Annotated in this window: 15 protein-coding genes; 3 read left to right on the top strand and 12 right to left on the bottom strand. The window is 52.6% G+C overall.

From position 1 onward, the window contains the following. Positions 1-52: 52 nt before the first annotated feature. Positions 53-1,579 (bottom strand): AMP nucleosidase, encoded by a 1,527-nt coding sequence (locus G5S35_RS22530; RefSeq protein WP_065059971.1) that lies wholly within the window; start codon positions 1,577-1,579, stop codon positions 53-55. Positions 1,580-1,827: 248 nt separating this feature from the next. Here G5S35_RS22530 and G5S35_RS22525 point away from each other — a divergent pair, with 248 nt between their 5' ends. The 3 genes from G5S35_RS22525 to G5S35_RS22515 all read left to right on the top strand — a co-directional run bounded on the left by G5S35_RS22525 (position 1,828) and on the right by G5S35_RS22515 (position 4,164). Continuing rightward, entirely contained in the window at positions 1,828-2,241 is a 414-nt protein-coding gene (locus tag G5S35_RS22525; protein ID WP_065059972.1) for a hypothetical protein, read from the top strand. Positions 2,242-2,377: 136 nt separating this feature from the next. Beyond that, complete coding sequence (locus tag G5S35_RS22520; protein ID WP_074982596.1) at positions 2,378-3,382, top strand: homoserine kinase; 1,005 nt, start codon at positions 2,378-2,380, stop codon at positions 3,380-3,382. Next, positions 3,373-4,164 (top strand): BPSS1780 family membrane protein, encoded by a 792-nt coding sequence (locus G5S35_RS22515; protein WP_183039069.1) that lies wholly within the window; start codon positions 3,373-3,375, stop codon positions 4,162-4,164. Before G5S35_RS22520 ends, G5S35_RS22515 begins: the two co-directional genes overlap by 10 nt. Before the next feature lie 271 nt (positions 4,165-4,435). Here G5S35_RS22515 and G5S35_RS22510 read toward each other — a convergent pair whose 3' ends face one another. The 11 genes from G5S35_RS22510 to G5S35_RS22460 form a co-directional block, all read right to left on the bottom strand. Then, positions 4,436-4,837, bottom strand: coding sequence for a hypothetical protein (locus G5S35_RS22510; RefSeq protein WP_183039068.1), 402 nt, complete (start codon positions 4,835-4,837; stop codon positions 4,436-4,438). Between the two features lie 284 nt (positions 4,838-5,121). Next, positions 5,122-6,336: a hypothetical protein gene (locus tag G5S35_RS22505; RefSeq protein ID WP_183039067.1), complete on the bottom strand. Its 1,215-nt coding sequence runs from the start codon at positions 6,334-6,336 to the stop codon at positions 5,122-5,124. Between the two features lie 20 nt (positions 6,337-6,356). Next, positions 6,357-7,142, bottom strand: coding sequence for a hypothetical protein (locus G5S35_RS22500; protein WP_183039066.1), 786 nt, complete (start codon positions 7,140-7,142; stop codon positions 6,357-6,359). 18 nt (positions 7,143-7,160) lie between these two features. Next, positions 7,161-7,970: a hypothetical protein gene (locus G5S35_RS22495; protein ID WP_183039065.1), complete on the bottom strand. Its 810-nt coding sequence runs from the start codon at positions 7,968-7,970 to the stop codon at positions 7,161-7,163. Further along, positions 7,970-8,998 carry a hypothetical protein gene (locus G5S35_RS22490; protein WP_183039064.1) on the bottom strand — a complete coding sequence of 343 codons (1,029 nt, stop codon included), beginning with the start codon at positions 8,996-8,998 and terminating at the stop codon, positions 7,970-7,972. Before G5S35_RS22490 ends, G5S35_RS22495 begins: the two co-directional genes overlap by 1 nt. A 47-nt stretch (positions 8,999-9,045) precedes the next feature. Continuing rightward, positions 9,046-12,228 (bottom strand): glucosaminidase domain-containing protein, encoded by a 3,183-nt coding sequence (locus G5S35_RS22485; RefSeq protein ID WP_183039063.1) that lies wholly within the window; start codon positions 12,226-12,228, stop codon positions 9,046-9,048. Next, positions 12,228-14,114 (bottom strand): hypothetical protein, encoded by a 1,887-nt coding sequence (locus G5S35_RS22480; RefSeq protein WP_183039062.1) that lies wholly within the window; start codon positions 14,112-14,114, stop codon positions 12,228-12,230. Before G5S35_RS22480 ends, G5S35_RS22485 begins: the two co-directional genes overlap by 1 nt. A 58-nt stretch (positions 14,115-14,172) precedes the next feature. Beyond that, a complete protein-coding gene (locus tag G5S35_RS22475; RefSeq protein ID WP_183039061.1) occupies positions 14,173-14,565 on the bottom strand; it encodes a hypothetical protein in 393 nt (130 codons plus the stop codon). Continuing rightward, positions 14,566-16,287: a hypothetical protein gene (locus G5S35_RS22470; RefSeq protein ID WP_183039060.1), complete on the bottom strand. Its 1,722-nt coding sequence runs from the start codon at positions 16,285-16,287 to the stop codon at positions 14,566-14,568. 20 nt (positions 16,288-16,307) lie between these two features. After that, positions 16,308-16,922, bottom strand: coding sequence for a phage adaptor protein (locus G5S35_RS22465; protein ID WP_183039059.1), 615 nt, complete (start codon positions 16,920-16,922; stop codon positions 16,308-16,310). Between the two features lie 43 nt (positions 16,923-16,965). Then, positions 16,966-17,379, bottom strand: coding sequence for a hypothetical protein (locus G5S35_RS22460; RefSeq protein WP_183039058.1), 414 nt, complete (start codon positions 17,377-17,379; stop codon positions 16,966-16,968). Positions 17,380-17,383: the final 4 nt, after the last annotated feature.

The raw sequence follows: 17,383 nt of genomic DNA, 5'->3' as shown, positions 1-17,383 counted from the left end.
CGCGATACGCATTCGCGCATCGCGCACAGACACCCGCCGCCGAATCGCGTCGTTACTGGAACGCCACTTCCGCGAAGCTGCGCAGCTTGCGACTATGGAGCTTGTGCAAGCCGTTCGTGCGCAGGATCTCCATCGCCAGCACGCCAATCTGCAAATGCTGATCGACCTGCGCGCGATAGAACGAATCGGCCATGCCGGGCAGCTTCAGTTCGCCGTGCAGCGGCTTGTCCGACACGCACAGCAAGGTGCCGTACGGCACGCGGAAACGGAAGCCGTTCGCGGCAATCGTTGCGCTTTCCATATCGAGCGCGATTGCACGGCTTTGCGACAGGCGCTGTACCGGTTCGCGATGATCGCGCAGTTCCCAGTTGCGGTTGTCCACACTCGCCACCGTGCCCGTGCGCATCACGCGCTTGAGTTCCACGCCGTCGAGCTGCGTGACCTGAGCAACCGCGCGTTCGAGCGCCACCTGCACTTCGGCGAGCGCGGGAATCGGCACCCAGAGCGGCAGGTCGGCATCGAGCACGTGATCCTCACGCACATAGCCGTGCGCGAGCACGTAGTCGCCGAGACGCTGCGTATTGCGAAGCCCCGCGCAGTGGCCCAGCATGATCCAGGCGTGCGGACGGAGCACCGCGATGTGATCGGTGATCGTCTTCGCATTCGACGGCCCCACGCCGATGTTCACCATCGTGATGCCGCTGCCGTCCGCGCGCTTGAGGTGATACGCGGGCATCTGCGGCAGACGCGCGGGCGTGGTGCCCTCGACATCCTGTTCGCCGAGATTCGCGTTGTACGTAACCACGTCGCCGGGTTCGACAAAGGAGGTGTATTCGCTGCGATAGTTGCGCAGATCGGCGTCGTCGGTGCGCGCCATCATGGCGCGGCCCAGCTTCACGAACTCGTCGATATAGAACTGATAGTTCGTATAAAGCACGTAGTTCTGGAAGTGCGTGGGCGCCGTGGCCGTGTAGTGTTTCAGGCGATGCAGCGAGAAGTCCACGCGCGGCGCCGTGAAGAGCGCCAGCGGAAACGGCTCGCCGGGCGCCGGTTCATAGGTGCCGTTCACGATGCGGTCGTCGAGTTCCGCGAGGTCGGGCGTGTCGAATACGTCGCGCATCGCGAACAGGCGCTCGCGGTCGAGATCGCCTTCGAGGTGGATGCCTTCGGCGAACGCGAAGTGAATGGGAATGGGCTGCTGCGAAACGCCCACTTCGATCGACACATGATGGTTCTTCGCGAGCAATCGCAATTGTTCGCGATAGTAGTTGCCGAACAGGTCCGGGCGCGTGATGGTGGTTTCGAATTCGCCGGGGCCGGCCACGAAACCGTACGAGCGCCGCGAGTCAATATGCGTATTGACGGCCGTGCGAATGCACACGAACGGATAGCATGCGCGCACGCGCCGCTCGAATGCCTCTCCGCGGCGGTAGCGCGCGAAGGCATCGCGCAGGAACGAGGTATTCGCTTCGTAGATGGCCGCGAGGCGCGCCACGGCGTCGGCGGCGTCTTCGAAGGCTTCGACGGGAAAGTCGTGTGGTGGCGTCATGAAGGCCCGCCCGTTGATGTCGTTTTTCATTGTCGTTTGCCCTGGTTCGTTTCAACGACATTAGCACGGAAGCAGGACAATCTGACATCGCCCTGTGCGCAAACGGGAGATTCTTCATCGCTGCGCGAGCCCCCGCCGCGCGGGGACGCGGACCGCCCCGCCGGCGCGGACCGACACGCGAATCGAGGCGCGAATTTGCTAGAATTGGAGGATCCCGGTCTGTGCCGGGACCAGATTACGGCGTTGACCTGCCAGGTCTGGTCAACAGGAGAATCACAATGAAGTCGCACCTTCTAGCCGCCGTCGCGGCGACGCTCGCGTTCAGCGGGTTCGCCATGGCTGCGCCGGCCGACGACGCCCAGACCGCCGTCGAGGCCCAGTCCGCCCAGCCTGCCCAGTCCGAGAACGAACGGGCCGGCTTGCCTAATCTGGAGAAGATCAACCGTCCGGCTGCGCGCGTCAGCTCGAAGGTCGACATCAATGACGTGCCTCGCACGCCGAGCTTTCATGAAGTGAGCCCGACCGGCACCGAAATCACCGAATACCGCGACAAGGGCAAGCCCGTCGAGATCAACGTGCATTCGAACTTCGGCACGCATTACACGATGAGCTCGAACCCCGACACCTCGCCGCAAGTCCGCCAGAACGGCCAGGCCAGCACGCGCCTGCCGTCGATCAACCTGCATTACTGATACGTCCCTTCGCGCGCGGGCGGCGTGCGCTGTCCGCGCCGCCTCCCGCCCGGCACGCCGCCCCTGAAGCTACTCTGGCGCGAGCGGCCACGTCCGCGAACCGGGCCCCGATTACGAACACCTCACGACCTCAGGCATGGCCGTCTTCACCGCTGTCACCGACACCCAGCTTGCCCATTGGCTGCACGACTACGATCTTGGCGACGTAGTCGATTTTCGCGGCATCCAGTCCGGCATTGAAAACAGCAATTTCTTTCTGACGACGACGCGCGGCGAATACGTCCTGACGATCTTCGAAAAGCTCACGGCGCAGCAACTGCCGTTCTATCTGGATCTGATGCGCCATCTGGCCTCGCACCGCGTGCCGGTGCCCGACCCGATGCCGCGCAAGGACGGCGCACTGTTCGGCCTGCTGCACGGCAAACCCGCGGCCATCGTCACGAAGCTCGACGGCGCGCCCGAACTCGCGCCCGGCGTCGAGCATTGCACCGAAGTGGGCCAGATGCTGGCGCGCCTGCACCTCGCGGGCCGCGACTTCAGCGGCGACCAGCCGAATCTGCGCAGCCTGCCGTGGTGGGAAGAAACGGTGCCGACGGTCGCACCGTTCCTCGACGGCGCGCAGCGCGAACTGCTCGAAAGCGAGCTGGCGCATCAGCAGCAGTTCTTCGCCAGCGACGACTACGCCGCGCTGCCCGGCGGCGCCTGCCATTGCGACCTGTTCCGCGACAATGCCCTGTTCGCGCACGCCAGCCCGGAAACGGGCCACACGGTGCGCCTCGGCGGCTTCTTCGACTTCTATTTCGCGGGCTGCGACAAGTGGGTGTTCGACGTCGCCGTCACCGTGAACGACTGGTGCGTGGACCTCGCGACCGGCGAACTCGACATCGCGCGCGCCGAGGCACTGCTGCGCGCCTACCAGACCGTGCGGCCGTTCACGCCCGAGGAAAACCGCCACTGGGCCGACATGCTGCGCGCGGGCGCGTACCGCTTCTGGGTCTCGCGCCTGTATGATTTTTACCTGCCGCGCTCGGCCGAGCTGCTCAAGCCGCACGATCCGGGCCATTTCGAGCGCATCCTGCGCGCGCGCCGCGCCGGCGTGCCCGACGCTCTTCACGCACACGCTCACCGTTCATGCAACTGATCGAAGTCCCCGCGAAGCAGGGTTATGTGTGGTTCCGCCAGGGCATCTGGCTATTCCGCCGCAATCCGCTCGCCTTTCTCACGCTGTTCTTCGCGTATCTGCTCGCGATGAAGCTCATCTCCGCGGTACCGGTGATCGGCGGCGTGCTGCCGCTCATCTTCGTGCCGGGCATCGCCGTGGGTTTCATGGCCGCGTGCCGCGACACCATCGCGGGCAAGCCGGTGTTCCCGACCATCCTCGTCGACGGCTTCCGCTCGTACGGGCAAACGGTCACGAAGCATCTGTTCGTGCTGGGCGGGATTTACGTCGTAGCGATGACGCTGGTGCTCGCGGCATCGGCGCTCGTGGACAGCGGGACGCTGCTGCGCCTCATGACGCTCGGCGGCAACCTCGACACCGAAACAATCGAGAACAGCAACATACCGCTCGCCGTGCTCGCCTCGCTGGCGGCCTACGTGCCGGTGTCGATGATGTTCTGGTTCGCGCCGGTGCTGACCGCCTGGCACGACGTGCCGCCAGTCAAGGCGATTTTCTTCAGCATCGTGAGCTGCTGGCGCAACAAGGGGGCGTTCGTGGTGTACGGCGCGCTGTGGTCGGCCGTGTCGATCGGAGTGTCGCTGGGACTGTCGACGCTGCTGCGCGCGCTAGGCGCCGGCGACTTCGCGCTGGCCATCCTGATGCCGGCGCTCATTCTGGTCACGACGATGCTTTACTGCTCGTTCTACGCGACCTACCGCGGCTGCTACGGCGTGCAAGAACCAGAAAAACCAATTTTGTCCTGATTTTTCAATAACTTACGCCAACTGTCGATCAAGGTACTAGACCGTCAAACCAAAGTTTTCGCCTACAGTCTCAGGATCGTTATGCACTGCGTTGTACACAAAACTCCGCCTAGGCACCTGTGCATAACACCTGAGAAAACAAGCACTTAGCGGCGTGCGTGACAAAGAGCAGTACAGCGTAGATTCTACAGACAGGTGGCTAGGCATCAAGTGCGCTTCCTGTGTACATCGGGGCTGATTCCCTTGGACAACAGCAGGGAATTTTGTTGCGTCAAAACAACAGCTTGAAAGTTGTAAGGCCGCCCAAATCGTAGAGGTTGACTATGATCTGGAACGTTTTTAGGGCTAGAGCGCCTTGAAATGTCCCGTTGCGGTCAAACCACTTCTGCATGTCTACAGCGCAATCCGGCTCCCCCTCGAACTTGATTACCAGACGCACCGGCTCTCCTATGTCTTGCAGAACGGGCTTCTTTGCCTTTACTGCTTCCTCGTAGGCTGCTTCAAGCTGGCTATCTGCGTACTTGTCCTTGTCGAAGGGATCGTAATACTGCATCCACCAGTCTCTAATATTCCGGTAGAGAACGACGGCTTCTAGCTCGCTTTGCACCTCTGTTACATAACAAACTTCTGCGCCCTGCTCCCGGTATTTCTCGTTTTTCTCCCAACTTGCCATTAGCACTCCTTTAAAAAAGAAAGGGCGCTCCACTCCGAAAAGCATAACGAAGTGCTACTAGCCGCCCTGAATAACTACAGTAGGAAAGTTGCCTGTGACGCAGACAACGGAAGCAATCGTAGATTCGTTCTAGTTACGAAGCAACGAGTTTTTACCATGTTTACTTTTAACGCCTCTTTCTCGTTCAAAATCAATGGCTTGAAGACTTGCATTTGCTGATGTAACGATCCAAAAAGAAAGGCACCAGCCTAAGCCAGTGCCCTTCTCTCTCCAACTTCTTGCGTTTAGTACAGACCGGGAATGATGTAGCCGGGATTTACATTTGTGCCGTAACCCGGAACACCAGTAGAGCCGTATTGACCAGCTAACAACTGCGCTTCTGGATTGCTTGCTGTGTTCGACAACATATTCTGCAACAGCGTCCCATAGGAGCTATTAGTTGGCAGCGTATTTGCGCCCGGCATTGGGATCATGCTTTGCGTTGGATTGCCCATAGATGGCAATGGCGCAGGAATAGGCATGTTATTGCTCGCTGCTGATGTACGGCGATAACCACCGGGAACAGGAGGCGCTTGCGGTGCTGCGTATGGTTGTTCTGCGTTAGATGCGAGTCTCATTGCAGACGTTGCCCCGTTAGCAAAACGTGGAAACTGACCCATTCCCATCATTAATCTGCTATTGGCAAGTCCGCCCATAGTTGCATCGCCGACGCCTTGCGAACCTGCTGCTGCGCCCGAAATACCACCACCTAATGCACCGGACCCTGTACCTGTCATACCACCACCCGGCAATAATCCGGAGAATACGCCAGTAGGTGCATCACCCAATGCAGTGCTCATATTTGCACCCATCAGGCCGTTATACCCAGCAGCAGAATTAGCAACCCCGCCCATAAGTCCAGTGTCGCCGTAATAAGCAGCACCGTTCATAGCGCCTTGGAAACCTAAGCCAACTTGACCAGCACCAGCACCAATTGACGAGCCGATTGCATTACCAACTCCAGTAATACCGGGAGTGGCCATTCCTGCGCCAGCAGAACCAGCACTACCGGCTAAAGCACCTGTTGCCCCTGCGCTTGCTGCTGAACTTGCGGCTGGCGTTGCCGCTGCGGCTGCTCCAAGTGTTGCACCTGTACCTAATCCAGCGCCTAAACCACCACCGAAAGCGCCTGCAAAACCTCCTGCGGTTCCAGCACTACCCATCATGCCTAAAGCGCCTGATGCGCCTAAGTTCGCGGCTAATGCACCACTACCTAATGCAGTTCCAGAAGTACCAGCTAATAGGCCTGAACCTAATCCTGCTGCCGTACCTACGTCTGCTGCACCCGCTCCAACTGCTGCGGCTGTACCGGTATCTGCGGCTGCTGTACCTGCTGCAATACCTGCATCTGCACTTGCTGCGGCTGACCCTGCTTCTGGCGCTGCTGTACCCATTGATGCAACAGAAGCCACTAACGCAGCGGCAGTAATACCGCCCATTTCCCAATCTTGACTACTCATAGCCCACCCTATTCTTATTATTAGTTACTTATCTTCATTACATAGCAAAGCGCATAGTATGGCGGGATAATATTCATTGCCTGACCAGAACCCGAATTTTGAATGCTGATGCTTGTCCCTGCTCCGTTAATACCAATGTTGGAACCACCCCATTGAATAGAAATACCGGTCCCACTTACACCAGTCTGCACACTTTGATCGCCAACCCAACATGATGTTGAACTACCAGACTGCACCAACTCAGCAGTACGGTAAATGTATGAGTGGCTGTGTCCAGGGTCATTAACGCCGTGTCCGTGTCCTGGGTCATAAACACCGTGACTATGGCCGGGATCACTAACACCGTGACTATGGATAGGCATGTTTGCTACTGAGAGCGTATAGCTAGAAGCACCACCTGTAGAACCGGGAGCGTAGATGTTACCTGCACCGACGACAAACTTATCCATTAAGTTAGGTGTGCCGTTCTGACCATTACACAAAGCCCACTTAGTACCGAAAGCGCTCGCGATGTTAGCTACTGCGCCCGAATACATCAGGATAGTTCCTACAGGCAAATATGCGTTCAACTGGTTAAGATTAACTGCGTCAGTGCCTGCTGTAGCAGGAGCAACGTTATTAATCTTGTAGTTGTTCATGTTCAGCGCTTGCGCTTGCGCCAACCCACTACCGTTTGCCAACTGTGCAATAAACGCAAATGCAGCATTTAGGTATGGCGCGAGACTGTTACCAATAGGCTCTGTACCCGCTGGCGAATTCAGTGATGCAGTTGTGTTCAACTGACTAATACTTGTTGGAACTGACATTTATTATTTTCCTTATTATCAGTTGTTTGCGATCTTCATTACATAGCAAAGCGCATAGTAAGGCGGAATGATCGTTAAAGCTGCACCAGAACCCGCATTCTGAACACTGATACCTGTACCAGAGCCGTTAAGCCAAATCCCTGTTCCGCTTGCGTTAAGCCAAATACCAGTCCCACTGCCGTTAGTCGTACCGTTATATTGACCATCCCACCCAATATTCTGGGAACCACCGGTCAATGCGCCCTGACCATTAGAGTCAGTGTTATACGCAGTCACTACAAATCCGTGAGCGTGACCCGGATCATTAACCCCGTGATTGTGACCAGGATCATTGACGCCGTGGTTGTGTCCAGGATCGTTAATGCCGTGACTGTGAACAGGCATGTTAGCAACAGACAATGTGTAGCTTGTAGTACCACCTGTTGCACCACTTGCGTAGGCATTACCCGCACCAATTACAAACTTGTCCATTAAATTAGGTGTGCCGTTTTGACCGTTACACAAAACCCAATTTGGGCCGAACGCGCCGTAAATGTTTGCGGGCGTACCAGACCATAATTTAATGGTGCCGATAGGCTCGTAGTCTTTTAGCTGCGCTACTGTCAACGCGTCTGAATTTGCAACACCGGGGGCCAGATTGTTGATCTGGTTGTTCTTCATGTTCAAAGCTTGCGACTGATTCAAACCGCTACCATTTGCAAGCTGCGCTATAAACGCAAACATGGTGTTGAGATACGGAGCCAAGTTATTACCGATTGGCTCTGTACCTGCTGGCGAATTAAGACTTGGTGTTGTCGAAAGCTGGCTAATACTTGTAGGTACTGACATTACAGGTAGCCTCCCTGTGCCAGCGAACCCATAAGACCGATACCTGCTGTACCTAAACCTGCAACAGCACCCCACGGACTTGCCGATTGTGATGTTGATGACACACCTTGCGCACCGTTACCCAATGCAGCAGACAAACCTGATTCCTGAATACCAAGTTGCTCGTATGGCTGCATAGCTTGCTGATACCACTTCTGATAAGCAGCGTTGTTTTGATTCTGCGCATCTGTCTGCATTGCTGTACCACCTGTGTAAGCGGCATTGAGCAAGTTGCTTTGTTCTGAATCGAGTGTTGGCGTCAAGCCTGCTGCTGCCAATGATCTACCTTGTGCTGTGTTGTAGTTGCTGCTATTCAAGTTCTGAGCACTGAGGTAGTTATTAGCGTTCGCCAAGTTAGTCTGCGTACCAAGCTCTGCATTAACGTTTGCTGCATTAGCCGCAGTGTTGTAGGCATTGCCGTAAATGTTTGCAGAGTTATTAGCAAGCGCAGTAGCCAATGTCTGGTTTTGCTGATTCATTGCATTCTGATATGCAGAACCACCAAAAGCACCTGTACCCGCAAACTGAGCATTCATGTTCATTGCATTCTGATTGAATGCGTTTGTTGTTTGCTGGTTTGCCGCTTGTGTTTGCTGTGCCAAGTATGGGTTTGACATATTGGCATATGGGTTTTGTGCAGCTTGTGCAGTAGGTGCGCTAATGTTGCCGTAGTTATTACCGCCGTTGTTTGCCATACCTGTGACAGCACCAGTAACAGCACCTGACGCACCACCGCTATTTGCGAGATTTGACATCCCGTTAATAGCATTGGTTTGTGTGCTATTCATCCCCGAATAAGTCTGTCCTGAGTATGTAGGGACTGCCTGTTTCGATAGGTCTTGACTTGTGTTGAGAATGTTTTGTGCTACTGGTTGCGCATAGCCCGGGAGTTCTGTTGTGGTTGTACTGTTACCACCTCCACCGCTACCACCACCTTGCAGGATGCGCTTTTCCCATAGCGCTTTGCGCGCAAAAACGTGAATTGACATCTTTGTTCCTTTATTATTATTGTTCTGCGGAACGTTTCAACCGCTAGTTAATTATTTAATCCTCTGCTTGCATTGCCAGCACTTAACGCACCGATCAAACCACCAAGCTTTTGCTTACCCTTGATGCTTGATTGCAGGTTCTCTTTGATGCCATCAACGACAGCTTTGTTTGTCTCTGCTGCCTTCAATGCGTCTGACAAACGCTGTGGATTCAACATCAAGCTTTCGAGTGCTTGCTTGTTTGACGCGACTTCCTCTGCAACTTGCTCTGCGCTCTTTGTGCCTAGCTTCTTTGCGACTGCGCCAACTGTCTTGTCGATCGCGTAACCTGCTACAGCGCCTACAGGACCAGCATGAGCACCAAGCTTTGTAGCTAGATGGCCTAATGCAGCGTCGCCGAGTGTACGCATAGCACGCTCACCACCTTCGCTACCAAGCCATTTCTGCAAGCCGGGCTTCAATGGGTTTGCTTCTGCAAGCTGGTCTAAGCCATCACGTGATGCGAGATTAGAAGCTGTGTTACTACCTCGTACTTTTGCCGTCTTGTTTGCGTTTGCTTCCAAGTTAGCGCGGACATTCTGCAACCCTGTATATTGCTCTGGTGTGAACTGGTCAGCTTGTGTGCCCAAGTTCTTGACGTCATGCCATGCAACATTGCCATCTGCGCGGGTATCAAACTTCTGCAAAATCTTTTGGTAGTTTTGATGCTGCGCCAACTGCTCTTGCGTGTTATAGAAGTTCTGATAGTTAGGGCTTTGCTGAGTAAGGTACTGCTTAACTTGCGCTGCTGCTTCTGGATCTGTCTGTGCAGCTTGACGCAGATAGTTATAGCCACGTCCTTGCAAACCAACCGCATTATTTGTTCTAGACATAGCCGCCAAGTCGTCACGCATCTGTGTCAACTGAGCAAGCTTTGCGTTTGAAACTAACTTAGCTGGGTCATGTTCGTTCAGGTTTGCCTTACCAGCTTGAATCTCTTTAACTAACGCATCCAACTTGTTTAGGTTCATGCGCCCCAAAGCGTCTGTCATGCCTTGGTTAGTCAAGAACTTGCTTTCCGCCATTTGCTCAGAAGCAGTTTGATAAGCACGGTTTGCTTCTGCTAGACCTGGCACCTGATTCTCAAGCGTGGTGTTAATTTGATCGCGCAATCCTGCCAATGTTGACAACTGGAACTTATCAGCAGAAGATGGATCAGCAGAAATCATCGCAATGCGCTTGTCCAAAGCCATACGTGCTTGGTTCAAGTCGTTTGCGGATATAGACTGAGCATAAACGCTACCATCGGGTGAAACAGCTTGACGGCTTTGAATAACTGGCTCGTCGATACGTGCGTTAAGCTTGTTTGTCTCAACTTGTCTTAACGCGTTCTGCATTGCTGGCGTATTAACCATACCTGCTGTTTCAGGATCAAGCGCAATTTGTGGACCACCACCTTCGAACACTTCCTGATACATTGGCCCGGTAGTAATTCTACGTTCCAATTCCAGATTAGCCGTCTTTTGTGGTGTACCTGCGATTGCTTCCCATTGATTAGCAGCGTTTGCATTAGGTTGATCCAAAACAGACTGAATAACGTTTGAACCGTCGTTGTTAGCAACAGCGTTTGCTCGTGACAAAGTACGTTGCATTGCAGGTGTACCAAACGGAGTCTGGTCTGTTACTGGCCCGATCTCTTGATTGCCCCATGCCGCCTGTTGGTCAGCTTGCTTACCCAGTGCTGAAATAGTTGCATCGTCCCCACCAAGGCTCTGTAGGTGCGCCGTATTAGCATTTGCGTTAGCTTGGCTACGTGCTGTCAGACCTGAATTAACGCCCGAGTTGTCTAAGCCTTGTTGTGTGCCTTGAATAACTGGGTTCTGCGTTGCTTCTGCTGCTGTGCGTTGATAGCCTGGAACTGCGGAATTCGCGTTGCTTGCCAACTCGTCGGCGACTTGACCGGTGCTTTGACCTGTTTGCTCTGCCGCGCCGTTGATCTTGTCTGCAACACGGCTTGCCATCTGCATTTCTTCGGGGCTGAGACCTTGGCCGGTAGCTGTACCTGCATTTGCGAAGTCTGTACCAGCTTGTGACAATGCCTTGCCTGCACCTGTCAGCTTGTTGACGACGCGACCAGCTACGTTACCGACTGCACCACCTACGGCACCCCCTGCTGCCCCCGCTACAGCGCCTGTGAATGGGCTGTCTGGGTTAGCGATAGCGCCTTGTGCTGCGCCTGTGATAGCGAGCGCTGGGAGCGATGTACCAGCTACGAATGGATGCGTTGCCACATCACCGGCAATGCCTGTAGCTGCACGAGCGATGTTACCTGCCGTCGAGTGTTGAACAGAGCCATACGCTTGCTGTTGTGCTGCATCTGTCGCTTGCAAGTCCTTGTAACCCTGTGCCGCTGCTTTTGCAAAATCTGAATCTGGAGCAATAGCATTCGCGCCTTTAGACAACCAACCAACTACAGGAGCAACGGTGTTGTAGATGGCATCACGCGCACCCATCGCAATAGGATTGGTTGTAGTAGTTACTTTGCCGGGTGCGGATGCGGCAGTAGGCATACCGTACTGGCTAACAAAAGCATCAGCAGGATCGCTATTGCTTGTGTTTTGTGCGCTTGTGCTACCTGCAAGACTTGGACTGCCGTATTGCTTAATAAAGCTATCAGCAGGGCTAGAAGTTGGTTGCGGGGCTTCATCAGCGTTTGCATCTGTTGAACCTGTCACTGCACCAAGTACGCCTGACATCATTTGTGCTGCTTTGCTTACTTTACCAACATAGTTAGGGTCTTCAGCATAGCCGCCTGCTTTTAACGCGGAAGCATACTGTGTTGCGTTTTGCGCACCTACTGCGTTTGGATACTTGCTCTTGATTAAGTTGACGTAGTGGTTAGCAAAAGCATCAGTAGTTGGATAGGCGTTATATGTGTCTGTTGAACCTGTTTGATTATCAACCGCACTTACACCCTGTCCGTTTGTTGACTTGATGTTACCCAGATTGTTTGTACCGGGAATAACAGACTTGCCGAAACCAGTTTCAAGCCCAAGCTGACCAGCAATGATCGAAGGATCAACATTCAATTGTCCTGCGATATTGCTGATTGTCGGACCGTATGTCTGAGCAAAGCTTTGTGGTGTACCTGCTGATGCGTTGCTACCCCACGTAATACCGCCTGCACTAGAGCTTGCGCTAGAACCAGAAGCGGAACTAGCTGGGCCCCATGTAATTCCTGAATCGGCCATTACTGACCTCCGTTTCTCATATTAGATGGCAACAAAATACCTGCTGCTCTTAGTTTTGCTCGTTGCTTTTGGTCTTGTGCTAACTTCAAAGCTTGCTGAATTTGCTGATCGGAAATGCCTGATTGATCAGCCCACTTTGGATTGACAAGTGCTGGATCCCAATCTACTAACTTAGAAGTAGCTGCATCTGCTGCCTGTTGAATGGTTGCGCCCTTAGGCAAGTTCATTGTCTGACCTTGAACAGTAATGGTTGTTGGCTTTGGTAACGGTGTTTCCATACCGCCATTAGCACCCACATATGCGGCTCTTACTTCGCTGTCGATAGAGTCACGTTGCGCAACAGAACGCGCAAATGCGGCGGTTTGCATCATTTGCTCTGGAGTTGCGTTGTCTGGATCGGCCATTGTCTTCTGAACCATCTTTAAGTAGGTCTGATCCATACGTGAGCCTGCTGGCAGCATTGACATTTCCTTCTGAATATTCAGAGTTTGGAATTGTTGGCGCAAATTCGAATTGTTATCGAAAATACCTGCTGCGCTTTCGACATTACGGAATGCAGCAGGAGCTAAACCGCCTTTACCGCTACCAGTAAGCGCCTGCTTTGTTTGCACTTGGTTCAAGAACTGATCTTGTGTTTGTGCTTGCTGTGAATACTGCTTCTGCGTAGTGTTGTAACCAGATACCGCCTTTGCTACGTCAGCAGGGGCTAACCCGCCTTGAACTAACGGCTGTGGAGTAACGGGAGCTACGCTTGAACCTGCGCTACCTGCATTTGAAGCACCTACACCACCTTGACCACCGAAGTTGTAAATGGAAGCACCTGGAGCAACAGAAGTAAGCTTAGAACCATTAATGTGCGCAACGACTTGGCCAGTCTGCGGATTAATCGCAAAGATATTCCCTGCGTCGTCCATTGGTGTAACTGTCAAGCTTGGATGCAGTGTCTTGAACATATCCATTGCTGCTGTTGGATCGGCACCCGCTGCAATTGCTTGGTTAGGATCGAAATTAGAACCAGCTTGTGACGCATACTTTTGCAATGCGACTGTTTGTGCTGTCTTCTGTTGTGTTGCTGCTGTAGAGGCATTCTTAGAAGCAATATCTGCTTGATCTAATGAGTTCTGACGTTGGTAATTCAGAGCAGCCATACGGTTAGCAATCTGCTGTTGAGCAAGTTGGTTGTATGTCTGCAAGCCTGTTTGCGCACCTTGACCGATAGCAGAGAACCACGGTGTACCGGGACGTGATGCAGCCATCATGCCGAAACCCGCATTCATCAATGAAGTGTCGATCAAAGGGTTTTTCAAAACAGACATAAGCTTTGAACCAAACGACGGCTCTGCTTGTGCTGGCGATTGATCGTTAGACTGGTTATTAGAGCCGCCAACTGCACCAAGTAAACCGCTTGATGCGTTACTTGGCTGCGCTGTATTACCGCTTTGGTCTACGCCTGCATTGCTTGCCGCGCTTTCGTTGTCTGGGTTATTTGGAGAAGCATTCGCGCCACTTGAGGAGCCTGTGCTGTCGTCGCTTGAAGTACCGGACTGGTCAACATTTGCGGCTTGTTGAGCATCAGCGGCGTTGGATGCATCACCCTTCGCTACCTTGGTATCTTGCGATGCAACATTGCCAGTTGAGTCACCAGCTACGGTGCTTGCGTCTTGTGCGCTTGCTTGTGAACCGTCGTTTTGCTGTGCAGATTGAGGCATACCGGCCTGAGCCATGTATTGCTGTACCTGCTGCGGAGTAATCCCGCCTTGCTGTGCGCCCATGAGAGCAGACCACCCAGAACTAGGTGATTGCGCCATGAGCTGCGCTGTTTCGTCGTCTAAGGAAGTAGGAACCCCTGCACTTCCAAGACCTAACATTGATAGAAGATTGGCCATCTTTTATTCCTTCTTGTTGTTATATTTATAGCCGCAAGTGAACGTGTTATCTCTGGGTTTAAGGATTGACTATGCAGTTCACATCAGCGAATGTGGGTGGTGTATGCGTACCAGCATTACCGGCGGAAGTACATACCCAACCTAAGGTGATGTATTGCTTGCCATCAGTGCCGGTAAAGATCGAAGGTTTTTCGTTCTTGATGTAGTCACCGATACCGTAAGTAATACCAAGAATTCGACCTGTAGGATTGGTTGTGATACCGGTCAAAGCTGTAGGTGGTTGTGATGCTGCATTCCATGTCCCTGCTACTGAACCTGAACTTATCAAGTCCAGCTGTGCAGCTATCTTGTTTAAGATAAACTGCAACTGTGTTGAATCTGCGTAAGTAATGTTTTGACCGCTGATGCTTGCCGTGATTGTTGGCAAGTTGATGTTTCCAATACGTGACATTTAGTTTCTCCCCAACTGAACCATTGACGGCACCCATTCCATAGCCTCAAAGTCACCGTTGAATGTGAGGATCAAGTTATGCCAGCGACTAGCTTGGTCTACGTCAATACGGCTATCTGCAAGCACTAACGGACCTGCATTTACGTTTGTGATGGTCGAAGGGTCGCTACTACCTAAGGTGGTCTTTCCTTGCCATACAGCAGCACCAGAAGACGGTTGTGTTTTAAATCTGATTCTGAACTGCTGCATAGTGGAATACATCATGTCATCACCGAACGCATTTGTTGTAATGGTTGCGCCGCTTGATGTACCTGCTAATGCTTGCAACGTATTAGATGCGTCGAAGTAACCCGGTGTAGTGCGGAAGTTATTCCAGAACGAACTGTTGTATGAAATGCCCGGCAAGTCGTTATATGTGTTCCACTCGACGCCCAATGAGTTATACGTGATTTCACCGTTAAGGATAGTCACGAAGCATTCCATATTGGCATTCATGACACCCCATGACCCTGTTGACCAGTTGTAGCAAATGCAGGTGTCGATAGCGCCATTTACAGAGTTGTTGCTTGGGAATCCCCAGTAAATCACCTTCTGGTCTTTATCATAGAAGCTGCTAATGTTTCCCTTGCTGTTTGCGTTCAACGTATTGAAGAACCAGCGACGCACGTTTTGACCAATAGGAACAGGCAAGCCGTTACCTTGGTATGCGTAGAAGTCATCAGGGCCGATAAAGTAAAGTGTGTTGGCTACAGTAACGACACATTCATGATTCAATGCACCAACTGACTTACTAACCGCTTGGAAGTCCCAACCCACTGGGTAGCCTGTTTGTGTACCCAGATACATACTGTTCTCTTTGAAGATAACTGCGTTAGGACCGAGAGAAGCACCCGCTGTAATTGGCCCCGGTGTATCAATCAATGGACCGTATGCACACAACGTTTGCAAGTTGGTTGTGTCCCATTGCGTATAGTCATAAATGCCTGAGCAGAACCAGAAGTCACCACCAGCTACTTGCGGAGGGTTTGAACAGTTGCAAACAAACACCTGACCGTTAGCAACAAAGATGATCTCCCCAATAGGAGCGGAAACAAGCTGTGCTGTAGCTGCTGCGCCTGTACCTGCGCTATCAGTGATTGTGATTGTCGGCGCAGTTGTATAACCAGTTCCGCGGTTTGTAAGTGTGATTGCTGTAATTACACCGCTTACTACTGTTGCCGTTGCCGTCGCTTGAACACCGCTGCTGATATTAGGTGCTGAGATTGTGATAGTCGGACTAACGTAACCAGAACCACCAGCATTAACAGTGACGCCTGACAATGCAACTGGTACATTGGTAAATGCGCTAGACAATGAAGACTGCAATACGGTCTGTCCGTTGACAGCAAGACAAGCATTACCGAATGCAGCGTAACGCCACTTACTGTCTGAACCTAGTGCGTAACCGCCGGGTGCTGATTGATCGACCCAAGAGCCGTTTACGTCCTCGTACAAGTTGGATGACGTGCCTGCAAACATGCGAGCAGTACCGTCGAGCAAGAGCATCAGCGCGGAGCCAACAGCAGGCTTGCTGAGTGTTGATAGTCCTCCGTTAATAGGACTTGGTGCGCCCTTGAAGCCGATAAGCGTTGGTACTACGTTATTGCAGTCTTGAAAGATACCCGGTGTACTTGGGTCTAAATCTGGTGCGAACCCTTTCAATGGTTGCGGTTCAATATTCATGCGTGTTGCCATACTTCACCTTAGCTTCTTTTAATTGTTAGTTTTGTGCGCTCAGGTGTCATTTCCTTCTTAGCAGCCATCTGCACTTCTGTAATACCTTCTTCAAGCATACCCTCCCATACCTCGATACGTTCGTCGTCAATGAGATATGGTGTTGCTTCAAGCAATGTCGCGTACAAATACAGGTTTGGATAATCTTCCAACAACCAGTTTGATTCGTTTGAAGATGACAATCCCTCAAGCTCTTGGTAGTAATACATCGTTAATGGCGAGCTACCATCAATGTAGGTCTGCAACAGAATGTTGGTGCCGATGATTGTGTACTCGTAGAGATAGTCGTTTGCTTTCTCTAATTGCAACTGGTCGGGTGTGATGTACGTCATTGGGATGCTGTTGTACGTCACACGGATCATTGCGCCGTAATCGGACGGCAAAGCCACAACTTGGGAACCTTGACCGGGAACCAGTGTGTACGGTAGCTGTACTTGCTGAGGTAATGTGCGAATGACGTTACGCAAACGCACTTCCGCTAGTTGGATGAAAAGCGGAATCTGCGCAGACAGGTTTGCACGTTGCAAGTATGTAGCGACAACCTTCTGCAAGTCGTCGTATGAACTAAAGTCTAATGATGCCAATTTGTGGCCTCCTTTCTTATTGTTTTTCTAGGCCGGTTACTACTTAGACGCCACTTGGACGCAAACGGAAGTAAGCTAAATCTGGGTCTTTCAACACACGGCGAATGTGTTCCTTGTTACCGATGAACTCATGCAGTGTGATACCGTGAATGTTGCAATACTGCTCGACAATAGCTTCTGGGATTTCCATTACGGGGCGCATTTCCTCCCCATAGCTGGACTTGCTTTCCAAGTTAGTGCGCCATGCTTTGATCTGCTCGATGGTGTCGCCTAGATCAAACGTGCGCTTAACCATGATCTTTTCGCCTGTTACGTCCTTGTCGAAGATCAACTCAGTAGATCGGTCTGCATGAACTGGTGCGTTTGGGTCAGTGATGATCTTTGGCACGTCTTGCTGTTTGGAACCGGATATGTCGAAAGATGCGTTACTGCCAGATGCGAAAAACTTGTTACTCATTGGG

Origin of the sequence: Paraburkholderia tropica (genome assembly GCF_014171495.1) — a bacterium.
GTDB lineage: Bacteria > Pseudomonadota > Gammaproteobacteria > Burkholderiales > Burkholderiaceae > Paraburkholderia > Paraburkholderia tropica.
The sequence above is the reverse complement of the archived record's forward strand: the minus strand, read 5'-3'. Positions and strand labels throughout refer to the sequence as shown.